Annotated in this window: 9 protein-coding genes; 1 reads left to right on the top strand and 8 read right to left on the bottom strand. The window is 68.0% G+C overall.

Going from position 1 to position 13434, the window contains the following annotated elements; all coding sequences use genetic code 11:
* Nucleotides 1-8 precede the first annotated feature (8 nt).
* From AC1DTW_RS08585 to AC1DTW_RS08610, 6 genes are all read right to left on the bottom strand, one after another.
* Nucleotides 9-1889, bottom strand: a complete 1881-nt coding sequence (locus tag AC1DTW_RS08585; protein WP_477980617.1) for a potassium transporter Kup — start codon at nt 1887-1889, stop codon at nt 9-11.
* A 55-nt stretch (nt 1890-1944) separates the two neighbouring features.
* The gene (locus tag AC1DTW_RS08590) at nt 1945-3819 is read right to left on the bottom strand and encodes a potassium transporter Kup (protein ID WP_477980618.1); all 1875 of its coding nucleotides are present in this window, start codon (nt 3817-3819) and stop codon (nt 1945-1947) included.
* A 150-nt stretch (nt 3820-3969) separates the two neighbouring features.
* Nucleotides 3970-5265 carry a glutamate--cysteine ligase gene (gshA, locus tag AC1DTW_RS08595; RefSeq protein ID WP_477980619.1) on the bottom strand — a complete coding sequence of 432 codons (1296 nt, stop codon included), beginning with the start codon at nt 5263-5265 and terminating at the stop codon, nt 3970-3972.
* 186 nt (nt 5266-5451) lie between these two features.
* Entirely contained in the window at nt 5452-6984 is a 1533-nt protein-coding gene (locus AC1DTW_RS08600; RefSeq protein ID WP_477980620.1) for an ammonium transporter, read from the bottom strand.
* A gap of 20 nt (nt 6985-7004) precedes the next feature.
* Nucleotides 7005-7343 (bottom strand): P-II family nitrogen regulator, encoded by a 339-nt coding sequence (locus tag AC1DTW_RS08605; protein WP_293433183.1) that lies wholly within the window; start codon nt 7341-7343, stop codon nt 7005-7007.
* Nucleotides 7344-7419: 76 nt separating this feature from the next.
* On the bottom strand, nt 7420-8160 hold the full coding sequence (locus tag AC1DTW_RS08610; RefSeq protein WP_477980621.1) for a TorF family putative porin: 741 nt from the start codon (nt 8158-8160) through the stop codon (nt 7420-7422).
* Between the two features lie 270 nt (nt 8161-8430).
* Between AC1DTW_RS08610 and AC1DTW_RS08615 the strand changes: the two genes are divergently transcribed.
* Nucleotides 8431-9975 carry a YifB family Mg chelatase-like AAA ATPase gene (locus tag AC1DTW_RS08615; RefSeq protein ID WP_477980622.1) on the top strand — a complete coding sequence of 515 codons (1545 nt, stop codon included), beginning with the start codon at nt 8431-8433 and terminating at the stop codon, nt 9973-9975.
* A 15-nt stretch (nt 9976-9990) separates the two neighbouring features.
* Here AC1DTW_RS08615 and AC1DTW_RS08620 read toward each other — a convergent pair whose 3' ends face one another.
* Nucleotides 9991-11484 (bottom strand): DUF1501 domain-containing protein, encoded by a 1494-nt coding sequence (locus AC1DTW_RS08620; protein ID WP_477980623.1) that lies wholly within the window; start codon nt 11482-11484, stop codon nt 9991-9993.
* A 13-nt stretch (nt 11485-11497) separates the two neighbouring features.
* Nucleotides 11498-13336 carry a DUF1800 domain-containing protein gene (locus AC1DTW_RS08625; RefSeq protein WP_477980624.1) on the bottom strand — a complete coding sequence of 613 codons (1839 nt, stop codon included), beginning with the start codon at nt 13334-13336 and terminating at the stop codon, nt 11498-11500.
* Nucleotides 13337-13434: the final 98 nt, after the last annotated feature.

Raw genomic sequence — 13434 nt, forward strand, 5'->3', positions numbered from 1 at the left:
GCCTCAAGTCAGATCTCCAGCTTCGAGCCGAGCTCCACGACCCGATTCGTCGGCAGGCTCAGGAAGTCGGCGGCCGCCGCGGCGTTGCGGTGCATGCTTGCGAACAGCTTCTCGCGCCAGTCGGCCATGCCGCCGCCGATCGTCGGCATCACGATGTCGCGCGACAGGAAGTAGGACGTGTCCATCGCGTCGATCACGCAGCCGCGGCGCTCGAGCAGCGCGAGCGCCTCGGGCACGTCGGGCTCGTTCTTGAAGCCGAAGTGCAGCGTCACCTGCCAGCAGTCGTGGCCGAGCGGCTCCATCTCGCAGCGCTTGTCGAAGCCGATCCACGGCACCTCGTGTTGCTTGACCGTGACGAACAGGTTCGTCTCGTGCAGCACCTTGTTGTGCTTCAGGTTGTGCAGCAGCGCGTTCGGCGTGATGCCCTGGTCGGAGACGAGAAACACCGCAGTACCCTGCACGCGCGTCGGCGGGTTCACGAACACCGCCTCGAGAAAACTCTTCAGGTCGATCGCGTCTTCGCGCAGCCGCGCCGACATCAGCCGGCGCCCCTGCTTCCAGGTCATCATCAGCGTGAACATCACCATGCCGATCGCGACCGGGAACCAGCCGCCGTCGAACACCTTGACGACGTTCGCGCTGAAGTAGACGAAGTCGACGACGAAGAAGAATCCGGTCGCCGCGAAGCACAGCGACCATGGGTACTTCCAGCCGTAGCGGATCACGAAGAACGTCATCGTCGTCGTGATCGTCATGTCGATCGTCACCGCGATGCCGTAGGCCGACGCGAGCCTGTCGGTCGAGCCGAACACGACGACCGCGATCACGATGCAGGCGTACAGGCCCCAGTTGACGAACGGCACGTAGATCTGGCCGGTCTCGCGCACGGAGGTGTGCGTGATGCGCAGGCGCGGCAGGTAGCCGAGCTGGATCGCCTGCTTCGTGACCGAGAACGCCGCGGTGATCAGCGCCTGCGAGGCGATCACCGCGGCGCAGGTCGCCAGCGCGATCAGCGGGTACAGCGCCCACTCGGGCGCCATCTCGTAGAACGGGTTGCGCACGCGGCCCGGATGCTCGAGCAGCATCGCGCCCTGGCCGAAATAGTTCAGCACCAGCGCCGGCATCGCGAGGCCGAACCACGCGAGGCGGATCGGCCGCTTGCCGAAGTGGCCGAGGTCGGCGTACAGCGCCTCGGCGCCGGTCACGCACAGCACGACCGAGCCGAGCGCGATGAACGCGACGCCGGGGTTGCCGAGCAGGAACGCCAGCGCGTAGTGCGGGCTCAGCGCCCACAGGATCGCCGGGTTCTCGATGATGTGCTGCAGGCCGAGCACCGCGAGCACGACGAACCACAGCGCCGTCACCGGGCCGAACATCTTGCCGACGCTCGCGGTGCCGTGGCGCTGCACCATGAACAGCAGCGTCAGCACGATCAGCGTGATCGGCACGATGTAGTGCTCGAGCCCGGGCGCGGCGACCTTCAGGCCCTCGATCGCGCCGAGCACCGAGATCGCCGGCGTGATCACGCCGTCGCCGAAGAAGATCGCGGTGCCGAAGATGCCCAGCAGCAGCAGGCGCCGGCGCAGCGTGGGCTTGCCGCGCACCGCCGTCGAGGCGAGCGCGAGCATCGCGATCAGGCCGCCCTCGCCGTTGTTGTCGGCGCGCAGGATCAGCAGCACGTACTTGATCGAGACGACAACGGTCAGGGTCCAGAACACCAGCGACAGCACGCCGTAGATGTTCTGCGCGGTCAGCGTCACGTGGCCGTGCGCGAAGACTTCTTTCAGCGCGTACAGCGGGCTCGTGCCGATATCGCCATACACGACGCCGATGGCGCCCAGCGTGAGCCCGGCAAGCCCGGACCTGGAGGACGAGGAGGAAGTGCTCAAGCCGGCTTTGAATTGCTGATCGCGCGCCATTGTGCCCCGCACAAGACGCCGCGGATCAGATCTGAACTTTCGTGCCGAGCTCGACCACCCGGTTCGGGGGCAGGTTCAGGAAGTCGGCCGCCGAGGCCGCGTTGCGGTGCATGCTCGCGAACAGCTTCTCGCGCCACGGCGCCATGCCGGCGCCCAGCGTGGGCACGACGGTGTTGCGCGACAGGAAGTACGAGGTCGTCATCGGCTCGAGCTCGATGCCGCGGCCCTGCAGCAGTTCGAGCGCGCCGGGCACGTCGAGGTCGTTCTTGAAGCCGAACTGCAGGTCCACCGCCCAGCAGCCCTTGCACAGCAGCTCGGCCCGCGCGCGCTCGTTGAACGGCACCCATGGCACCTCGAGCGTCGTCACGGTGACGAACAGGTTGGTCTCGTGCAGCACGTTGTTGTGCTTCAGGTTGTGCAGCAGCGCAGTCGGCGTCAGGTCGGCCTCGCCGTTCATGAAGACGGCGGTGCCGGGTGCGCGCATCGGCGGGTCGGCGAGCACGCTCTTCAGAAACGGCTTCAGCTCGATCGCATCGGCGCGCAGGCTCAGCGAGAGCAGCTCGCGGCCGCGCGCCCAGGTCATCATCACGGTGAATACGAGGGCCGCGATCAGCAGCGTGAACCAGCCGCCCGAGAACACCTTCAGGATGTTCGACGCGAAGAACACCAGCTCGATCGCGAGGAAGAACCCGGTCGCGCCGATGCAGATCCACAGCGGGTAGCTCCAGCGGTAGCGCAGCACGAAAAAGGTCATCACGGTCGTCAGAACCATCGTCGCGGTCACGGCGATGCCGTAGGCCGTGGCCAGCGCGCTCGACGAACCGAAATGCAGCACCGCGGCGACGATCGCGGCGTACTGCAGCCAGTTGACGCCGGGGATGTAGATCTGCCCGGTGTCGCGCACGGAGGTGTGCAGCACGCGCAGGCGCGGCAGGTAGCCGAGCTGGATCGCCTGCTTCGTGACCGAGAACGTGCCAGAGATCGTCGCCTGCGACGCGATCACGGTGGCGAGCGTCGCCAGCCCGACCATCGGGATCAGGAACCACGACGGCACCATGTTGAAGAACGGGTTGTCGGCCTTGGCCGGCTCGATCAGCATCAGCGCGCCCTGGCCGAAGTAGTTCAGCACCAGCGCCGGGAACACCAGCGCGAACCACGCGAGCTGGATCGGCCGCTTGCCGAAGTGGCCCATGTCGGCGTACAGCGCCTCGGCGCCGGTCACCGCGAGGAACACCGCGCCGAGTACCAGCAGCGTGACATGGCCGTGCGTGAAGCCGAAGCTCAGCGCGTGCCACGGGTTCAGTGCGAAGAGCACCTGCGGCGCGCGCACGATCCAGACGACGCCCCAGAAGCCGATGACCAGGAACCACACGACCGTGAACGGCCCGAACCAGCGCCCCATCGCGCCGGTGCCGTGGCGCTGCACCATGTACAGCAGCGTGATCACGACGAGCGTGAGCGGGACGACGTACGGCTTGAGCGCCGGCGTCGCGACCTCCAGGCCTTCGACCGCCGACAGCACCGAGATCGCCGGCGTGATCACGCCGTCGCCGTAGAACAGCGCCGCGCCGAGAATGCCCATCACGACCAGCGCGATGCGCAGCCGCGGCCGGTCGCGCGTGGCCTGCGTCGACAAGGCCATCAGCGCCATCGTGCCGCCCTCGCCGTTGTTGTTGGCGCGCATGATCAGCGTCACGTACTTCAGCGAGACGATCACCGTCAGCGTCCAGAAGACGAGCGACAGCACGCCGAGGATGTCGGGCTCCGACAGCGTCGCATGCTTGGTCGCGAAGACTTCGCGCAGTGCGTACAGCGGGCTGGTGCCGATGTCGCCGTAGACGACCCCCAGTGCGCCCAGGGTCAGGGCCGCGAGACTGGAGGTGCCGGATTTGCTGCTCACAAGAACTGACCTCGCGGCAAGGCGCGGGGCATCGGTCGACAGGGGAGGAATTCTGCGCCCGATCGCGGCCCAGCCCGCGCGCCCGGATCCGGCCATGTTGCGGCGCAGCAACCGGTCGCGATCCGGAGTTGCCGACCCGACGAAATCGGCCTATTCGTAGACCTCGGCATCCGGGTCGGTCGCTTCGAGCTCGTAGCTCGCCGCCACCATCGCGAGCCGCGCGATCACGCCGTACATGTAGAAGCGGTTCGGTGCGCTCGCGCCCGGTTTCGCGCCCGGCCGGGGCAGCTGGTTGTGCTCGGCAAACGCGAGCGGCACGAAGCTCGCGCCGGGGGCGTTCAGGTTCTCGTCGACGCCGCGCTCGGCGTTGACGCGGTAGAAGCCGCCGACCACGTAGCGGTCGATCATGTAGACGACCGGTTCGGCGACCGCGTCGTTGACGCGCTCGTAGGTCGGCACGCCTTCCTGGAGGATGACCTCGTGGACCTCCTGGCCGTCCTTGATCACGCTCATCTTGTTGCGCGTGCGGCGCGAGAGGTCGGCCAGGTCCTTCGGGTCGCGCACGGTCATGATGCCCATGCCGTAGGTGCCGGCGTCGGCCTTGACGATGATGAACGGCTTCTCCTGGATGCCGTATTCCTTGTATTTCCGGCGGATCTTGCCGAGCAGCGTTTCGGCGTTGCTCATCAGGCATTCGTCGCCGCTGCCGTCCTCGAAGTTGACCTCGCCGCAGCGCGCGTACATCGGGTTGATCAGCCACGGGTCCATGCCGAGCAGCTTCGCGAACTTCTTCGCGACCTCTTCGTAGGCATGGAAGTGGTTCGTCTTGCGCCGCATCGCCCAGCCGGCGTGCAGCGGCGGCAGCAGGTACTGCTCGTGCAGGTTCTCGAGCACCTTCGGGATGCCGGACGAGAGATCGTTGTTCAGCAGGATCGTGCAGGGGTCGAAGTTCTTCAGGCCGAGGCGCCCGCGCGTGCGCAGCAGCGGCTCGAGCGTCAGCGAGCTGCCGTCGGGCAGCGCGAGTTCGGTCGGCTGCGTGATGGTCTCGTCGAGCGTGCCCAGACGCACGTTCAGCCCGGCCATGTGGAAGATCTGCATCAGGCGCTGCATGTTGGCGAGGTAGAACGTGTTGCGCGTGTGCTTCTCGGGGATCAGCAGCAGGTTCTTCGCCTCGGGGCAGATCTTCTCAATCGCCGCCATCGCGGCCTGCACCGCCAGCGGCAGCATCTCGGCGGTCAGATTGTTGAAGCCGCCGGGGAACAGGTTGGTGTCAACCGGCGCGAGCTTGAACCCGGCGTTGCGCACGTCGACCGAGGTGTAGAACGGCGGCGTGTGCTCCATCCATTCGAGGCGGAACCAGCGCTCGATGGCCGGCAGCGACTCGAGAATGCGCTGCTCCAGCTCGTTGATCGGGCCGTTCAGGGCGGTGATGAGGTGGGGAACCATGACGAAGCCTGGGAGGGTCTTGCCGCGTGGATTCGCGGTGCAAGGATTCTAGGCATTTGGGGTTTCCCCGAACATGCGCAAGCCGCCGTGCCCGGGCGCGCGGCAAAAGAAAAGGGCCGCAAGCGCGGCCCTTTCACCCTTGAAGGGGTTGCCATCGGCAACCCCGCCATCGCCTTCAGCGAAGCGCTAGTTGTGGTACGCGGTTTCGCCGTGGGCGCTGATGTCCAGCCCCTCGCGCTCGTCTTCCTCGTTGACGCGCAGGCCGATGACCTTGTCGACGATGAAGTAGGCGACGAGCGAGACGACACCCGACCAGACGATGGTGACACCGACGGCCTTGGCCTGGATCCAGACTTGAGCCAGGATGCCATCCGGATTGGTGGCCATCGCCGCTGTCGTCCAGTCAGGCACCATGCCCGGGCCGCCCAGCGACTGGGCGTGGAACACACCCGTCAGCAAGGCGCCGACGATACCGCCGACACCGTGCACGCCGAACACGTCCAGCGAGTCGTCTGCGCCGAGCAACTTCTTCAGACCGTTCACGCCCCACAGGCAGGCAAAGCCGGCGACGAAGCCGACGACGATCGCGCCCATCAGCCCGACGTTGCCGCAAGCCGGCGTGATCGCCACCAGACCCGCCACAGCACCCGACGCGGCGCCGAGCATCGAGGCTTTGCCCTTCATCAGCGCTTCACCGATGCACCACGCCAGCACGGCCGCCGCGGTCGCTGAGAAGGTGTTCATGAACGCGAGCACCGCGGTGCCGTTGGCTTCAAGCGCCGAGCCGGCGTTGAAGCCGAACCAGCCGACCCACAGCAGCGAGGCACCGACCATCGTCAGCGTCAGCGAATGCGGCGTGAACGCCTCCTTGCCGTAGCCGACGCGCTTGCCGATCATGAATGCGCCGACCAGGCCCGCGACCGCGGCGTTGATGTGCACGACCGTGCCTCCGGCGAAGTCGAGCGCCCCCCATTGCCAGAGCAGACCGGCCTTGCCGTCCATCGCGTCCTTGACGCCCTTCACGCCGGTGTACGAATCCGGGCCCATCCAGAACCAGACCATGTGCGCGATCGGCGCGTAGCTGAACGTGAACCACAGCGCCATGAACGCGAGCACCGCCGAGAACTTCGCGCGTTCCGCGAACGCACCGACGATCAGGCAGCAGGTGATGGCGGCGAAGGTCGCCTGGAATGCCATGTACAGCAACTCGGGGATGTAGACGCCCTTGCTGAACGTGGCCGCCGGCGCGAAGGTACCCGCCACGGGGTCGAACAGACCCTTCATGAAGACGCGATCGAAGCCGCCGACGAACGCATTGCCTTCGGTGAACGCCAGGCTGTAGCCGTAGATGCACCACAGCACGACGATCATCGAGAACGTGACCATCACCTGCATCAGGACCGACAGCATGTTCTTGCTGCGCACCAGGCCACCATAGAACAGCGCCAGGCCCGGGATCGACATCATGATGACGAATGCCGTGGCGACGATCATCCAGGCCGTGTCACCCTTGTTGATCACCGGCGCCGACGCGGCGGCCGCCGGCGCCGAAGCGGCCGAGGCTGCATCGGCGGCGGCGGGTGCCGATGCGGGTGCCGACGCTGTCGCGGCCGCGGCCGACGCTGCCGCAGGCGCGGAGGCCGCGTCCTGCGCGATCGACGCGCCGGCAAAGCCCAGTGCCGCGAGGCCCAGGGCGAGGGAAGCTATTAGTTTTCTCATGGTTGTCTTTTTCCTGTGGGTCAAAGAGCGTCTTTGCCGGTCTCGCCGGTGCGGATGCGCACCACCTGCTCAAGCGGCGAGACGAAGACCTTGCCGTCGCCGATCTTGCCGGTGCGCGCGGCGCTTTCGATTGCCTCGATCACGCGGTCGACGATGGCATCGTCCACCGCCGCCTCGATCTTCACCTTCGGCAGGAAGTCGACGACGTACTCCGCACCGCGATACAGCTCGGTGTGGCCCTTCTGACGACCGAAGCCCTTGACTTCGGTCACCGTGATGCCCTGCACGCCGATGGCGCTGAGGGCTTCGCGGACTTCGTCAAGCTTGAACGGCTTGACGATGGCGGTCACCATCTTCATGGTCGAACCTCTTTCTGGACTTGGAGAGTGATGCAACGGCGACCGAAGGCACGAGGCCCGCCGACCGCCAACCGGGTTACAGGGCCTTCGTCAAGGTCGCGATGAAGCGGGCCTTGTTGATGTCGCCGTAGAACTCTTTCTTGTTCGCGCCGACGACCGCCGCGGAGACCGAAACGCCGGCGCCGGCGACCTTGCTCAGGTCATAGGTGACGCCGAGCTTGTAGTCGTAGTAGTTCGGCACGTTGACGTTGTCGCGCAGGTCGCTGGAGTAGCGGGTGTAACCGACGTGGGTGTTGATCGTCAGCCCCTCGACGACCGGGAAGTTGCCCGACAGGTCGAGGTAGCCAGTGTTGCGGCCGCTGAACGTGCCGCCACCCCAGCCGAAGTAGTCCTTCGAGACGGTGTGCGAGTACTTCAGCGAGGCCGGGCCGTAGCTCAGCGCGCCGTACAGCTCGGTGGTGTTCGCGATCGCCGCGCCGTTGTACTGGTAGCGCAGGATCCCGACGTCGTAGCCCAGGTCCTTGACGATCTCGCCCTTGTAGCCGCCGTAGAAGTCCATCTCGACACTGGAGCCGGAGAGCCAGCCGATGCTCGAGTTCCAGTTGCCGAGGTAGAAGCCGTCCTTGGACCAATCGAAGCCGCCCTGGACCGCCGGACGCAACGTCTTCGACGGCAGCGAGCCCTGATCCTGGCCGCGGTACTTGTAGTTCGTCGTCAGGCTGATGTTCGCGCTGAACGGCGACGCGGGCGGGTCTTCCGCGTGCGCGGCGGCGCCGAGGGTTGAGGCGAGCGCAAGAAAAAGGATCGACTTGTTCATCGTGGGGCTCCGGGGTTCCGAGGGTTTTGGCGGGATTCTGCGAACGGTCACCCCCCGGTTTTGCACGATGTGTGCCAGCGTCCATCTGGTGCCCAACCCGCATGGAAACGCTTACCCGACCGGCGAAGTGGGCAATTCGGCACCAGTTCGAGGCACCCACGCGACGCGCACCGTTTCGGTGCCTAGTCGGCGCATGGCATCGCAACGGGGCGGCGGCACAATCGCTGCGGCCTACCGCGCGCCCTGAGCCGCCTTCATCGGACCCGAACCATGTCGCTCGCCGTCATCCACAGCCGTGCGCTGCACGCCCTCGAAGCGGCCGAGGTCACGGTTGAGGTGCATCTGGCAAACGGCCTGCCGAGCTTCACGCTCGTCGGCCTGGCCGACACCGAGGTCAAGGAGGCGCGCGAGCGCGTTCGGGCCGCGATCCAGAACAGCGGTCTCGCCTTTCCGCACAACAAGCGCATCACCGTCAATCTGGCCCCGGCCGACCTGCCGAAGGAATCGGGCCGCTTCGACCTGCCGATCGCGCTCGGCATCCTGGCCGCGAGCGGGCAGCTCGACGCCGCGCAGGTCGACCGCTTCGAGTTCGCCGGCGAGCTTTCGCTGGGCGGCGAGCTGCGACCGGTGCGCGGCGCGCTCGCGATGGCGCTCGCGTTGAAGCGCCATCATGCCGGCGGCAGCACGCGCGCGCTGGTACTGCCGCATGCGAGCGCGCGCGAGGCCGCGCTGGTCGAGGGGCTGGCGATCCACGGTGCGGCGAACCTGCTCGAGGTCGTGGCCGCGCTGCTGCCGCATGACGCCGCGAGCGCGGATGCGAGCCCGCGCCCCGCGCTGGCGCTGACGACCGCCGATCCGCGCGCCGCGGCGCCGACGCTGCCGGACATGCGCGACGTGAAGGGCCAGGCGGCCGCGAAGCGCGCGCTCGAGGTCGCGGCCGCCGGCGGTCACAGCGTGCTGATGCTCGGCTCGCCGGGCACCGGCAAGTCGATGCTCGCGCAGCGCTTCGCCGGGCTGCTGCCGACGCTGTCGCACGACGACGCGCTCGAATCGGCCGCGGTGCTGAGCCTGACCGGCGCGTTCGCGCACGAGCACTGGGGTCAGCGCGTATTGCGCGCGCCGCACCACACGGCGTCATCGGTCGCGCTGGTCGGCGGCGGCTCGCCGCCGCGGCCCGGCGAAATCTCGCTGGCGCATCATGGCGTGCTGTTTCTCGACGAGTTCCCGGAGTTCCAGCGTGCCGCGCTCGAGGCGCTGCGCGAGCCGCTCGAGACCGGCCGGATCGTGATCTCGCGCGCCGCCCGGCAGGCCGAGTTCCCGGCGCGCTTCCAGCTTGTCGCGGCGATGAACCCCTGCCCCTGCGGGCACCTCGGCAGCCCGCTGCATGCCTGTCGCTGCACGCCGGATGTGGTCGCGCGCTACCAGGGGCGGATCAGCGGCCCGCTGCTCGACCGCATCGATGTGCGGATCGAGGTACCGGCGGTCGGCCCCGAGGCCCTGTCGGCGGCCCCCGACGGCGAGGCCAGCGACGCGATCGCGCGGCGCGTGGCCGGCGCGCGCGAGCGCGCGTTGGCGCGCCAGGGCGGCGTCAATGCGGCGCTGTCGGGCGAAGCGCTCGACCGGCATGCCGCGCTCGACAGCGCCGGCACGAAATTCCTGCAGACCGCCGCGGCGCGCCTGGGCTGGTCGGCGCGCGGCTTTCATCGCGTGCTGCGCGTCGCGCGCAGCATCGCCGACCTGGCGCACAGCGACACGATCGCGGTCGCGCACCTGGCCGAGGCGATCCAGTATCGGCGCGTGCTCGGCCAGCGCTGACCGCGGGCGGGACGCTCAGACGCCCGCGATGAAGCCGAGGTTGCGGCTGAAGTTGTGCAGGTTCGGGAACACGGTGTCGAGCTGCGCGTCGCTCGCGCCGAACCACTTGCCAAGCGTGCTGCCGAGCGTGTCGACCGAGGTCACCGGCAGGTAGGCGTTGTTCGCCGAATCCGCGAGCGCCAGGCCGAACTGCGGGAAGCGGCCGTAGATGTCGCCGCCGTTGACCGCGCCGCCGATCACGAAGTGGTGCGAGCCCCAGCCGTGGTCGGTGCCGTCGCCATTGCTGGTCAGCGTGCGGCCGAAGTCGGACGCGGTGAACAGCGTGACGCTGCTGCGCATGTCGCCGCCGGCCATGCCGGCGAGAGCGCTGTCGAAGTAGCCGAGCGCATGCGAGAGGCGCGCGAGCAGGTCGGCCTGGTTCGCGTTCTGGCCGTCGTGGGTGTCGAAGCCGCCCATCGAGACGAAGAAGACCTGGCGTTTCGCGCCGAGACCGGCGCGCGCGCCGATGATGCGTGCGACCGTCTGCAGCTGCGAGGCCAGGCCGTTGTTCGCGAGGTTGTTGGTCGAAGGCTGCACATACTGCGTCGGCGCGGTCACGGTCGAGGCCACGTACGCGGTCTGGAACGCGGCCTGCGCGTCGACCGAGCGCTTGACGATCGCGCCGTACTCGTTCGCGAACAGGTGCTGGTTGGTCGCGGTGACGATGCCCTTCAGCGTCGCCGCTGCCGTGGCCGAGCCGAACAGCGTGCCCGACAGGCCGCCGATCTGCGTCGCGCCGCCGCTGCCGACCTGGTACTGGAACACTGTCTCGCCGGCCGAGAACACCGCGTTGCCGGAGACCGAGATGCTCGTGAACACCGTGTTCGCATTGCTGCTCGCGACCAGGTCGCCGAGGTGACCGCCCCAGCCGACCTTCACGCCCTCCGGGCCGAGGGCCTGCCAGGTCGACTGCTGGTCGTTGTGCGAGCCGAGCGCCTTCGGCCGTGGCAGCACGTTGGCGACGTACTCGGCGCGCGTCAGCGGCTGCACCAGCGGGCCGGCGTTCGCCAGGATCGCGAGGCGGTTCGCCGCGAACAGGGTCGCGACCTCCGGCATGCTCGGGTGCAGCGCATAGGTGAACGCGCTGTTCTCGGGCGACGCGATGAACTTCGGCGCGATCGCGCGCACGCCGCCGAGACGATCCGGCGATGCCAGCGGCGCGCTCGCGACCGCCGCGGTGCCGGGCGCCTTCAGCGCGATCGATTCGGGCAAGACCGAGCGCAGCCGCGTGTACTCGTTGAACGACAGCGCGTCGGTGCGCAGCACCATGTGCGACGAGTCGTTGCCGCCGTAGAGGAACAGGCAGACGATCGCCTTGTAGTCGGCCGTCTGCGCGGCCGCGCTGTTCAGGCCCGCGAGGTTCAGCGCGAACGGCACCGCAGCGCCGCCGACCGAACCCGAGACGACCGACGCGGTGCGCAGGAAACGTCGACGCGAGGCATCGAGGCGCGAGGTTTTGAGCAAGGTCATGGGAGGGTCCTCGTCACTTCTGGATCAGGTAGTCGGGCGACGCCATCGACATGAACACCGCGAGGTAGACGCGGTCGCGCTTTGCGGTGTCGATCGAGGCCTGATTCGTCGGCGTCGCGGTCGCCGGGTCGGCACCGGTCGCGTAGACCGGCGCGGGAAGCGTGCGGCTCGTCACCGCGGCGACGAGCTGCGTGCGCAGCGCATCGGGCATCGTGCCGGCGAACAGCAGCAGGTTCATGCGATCGACCAGGTCGGCCGGCGTCGCCGCGAGCGCGAGTTCGGCCGTGTAGTTCTGCTGGATGTCGCGGTTCGTATCGACCTGAACCACGCTGCGCATGTAGTTCATGTAGCCGGCGACCGAGACGTCGTGGACGATCTGGAACTCCGGCGCGACCAGCCCCGCGTCGGCGATCGGCTTGCTCGACGGCACATAGCCCGGCCGGTAGAAGTTGAACACCGTCGGCGCGAACAGCACGGTCTGGTTCAGGCGCGTCGCCGGGTCGTCGGTGTTGCCGATGCCCATGAAGCGCCCGCTCGACGATGTCGCGTTGAACGCGCGCATGAAGTTCGCGAGCCGCACGACCGGCTCGCGCACCTTGCCGGCGCTGGTCGAGCTGCCGACGGTACGCGCCTCGGTGTCGAGCAGGATCGCCTTCCAGACCGCCTTCATGTCGCCGCGCTTGCCGCTGCCGTTGTCGTTGAACGCCGCCGCGACCCGGGCGACGTAAGCCGGGCTCGGGTTGCTCGTGACCAGACGCTGGATCAGCTGCTTGGCCGTGAACGGGCCGACGTTCGGGTGGTTGAACAGCGTGTCGAGCGCGATCTTCAGGTCGCCCTTCGTGTCTGCGGTCGCCAGCGTCTGCGCGGGGATCGTGACGCCGAGGAAGTTCTTGACGCCGATCGAGTGGAAGTCGGTATTCGCCGCGTACCGGTTGTAGTCCTGCATCGGGCGCCAGTCGCGCTCGAGGTTCGCGTCGTTGCCGAAGAAGCGGCGGTTCGTGCGATCGGTGTCGACCGAGCCGGCGTACCAGCTCCAGCCGGTGAACACCTGCGACAGGCCTTCGAGGTCGGCCGAGGTGTAGGCGGCGACGGTCTTGCCGTCGGCGCCGGTCAACGCCGTACCGTCGAGGTTCAGCTTGTACTGGCCGACCGTGAACAGCTGCGTGATCTCGCGCGCGAAGTTCAGGTCGGGCACGCGGCCGGTCTCCGGATTTTCCTTCTGGTTCTTCAGGTGCGACAGGTAGACGCCCATCATCGGGTGCAGCGCGACCGTCTCGAGCAGATCGCGGAAGTTGCCGAACGCGTTCTCGCCCAGCATGTCGTAGTACGACGCGACACCGCGCGGCTGGCTGCGCAAGGTCGCGTCGGTGAACGAGACGACGAAGATCTGCGACAGCGCGAACGCGGCGCGCTGACGCAGCTGGTCGTCGCCGGCGATCGCCTGGCTCCAGTACGAGTCGAAGAAGTTGGTCTGGCTGATGCTGCCGCCGGTGGCGGCCAGGTCGGCGGCGGCCTGGTTCATGTAGAGACGGTGGTACGACTGCGGCTTGGCGAACTGCTCGTCGATCCACGTCGCGTAGTTCATCGTCGACAGGCGCGTGATCTCGGCGCTGGTCGGGCCGTAGGTGGCCTGCGTCAGAAAGCGCGCCGCCGCGGCCGGCGCGTTCGACGGGCCCGCGGCCGCCGGGCTGCTGATGCTGGCGTCGGCCTCGGCCGTGCTGCTGCCGCTGCCGCCGCCGCACGCGGCGAGGAACAGCCCCAACGCGACGACGGCCGCAGCGCGCGTGAAGCGCGCCGGTGCCGACCGGGTCGCGACGCCCGCCCCGGTTTCTGACTCTCGGACTTCTTGCACTGGAATCCCCCTGATTGATCGCCCCTCTGTCGGGTGCGAAAGCACGCAGTGCGCGTGCCCGGGGGGAACCGGCTGCGGATCGTCAGTCCGCGATCAAC

The organism is Rhizobacter sp. P5_A1 (genome assembly GCF_056400745.1).

Coding starts and splice junctions, on each gene's coding strand:
- AC1DTW_RS08615 (WP_477980622.1), top strand. CDS start 8,431: ATGTCGCTCGCCGTCATCCACAGCCGTGCGCTGCACGCCCTCGAAGCG.
- gshA (WP_477980619.1), bottom strand. CDS start 5,265: ATGGTTCCCCACCTCATCACCGCCCTGAACGGCCCGATCAACGAGCTG.
- AC1DTW_RS08620 (WP_477980623.1), bottom strand. CDS start 11,484: ATGACCTTGCTCAAAACCTCGCGCCTCGATGCCTCGCGTCGACGTTTC.
- AC1DTW_RS08605 (WP_293433183.1), bottom strand. CDS start 7,343: ATGAAGATGGTGACCGCCATCGTCAAGCCGTTCAAGCTTGACGAAGTC.
- AC1DTW_RS08610 (WP_477980621.1), bottom strand. CDS start 8,160: ATGAACAAGTCGATCCTTTTTCTTGCGCTCGCCTCAACCCTCGGCGCC.
- AC1DTW_RS08600 (WP_477980620.1), bottom strand. CDS start 6,984: ATGAGAAAACTAATAGCTTCCCTCGCCCTGGGCCTCGCGGCACTGGGC.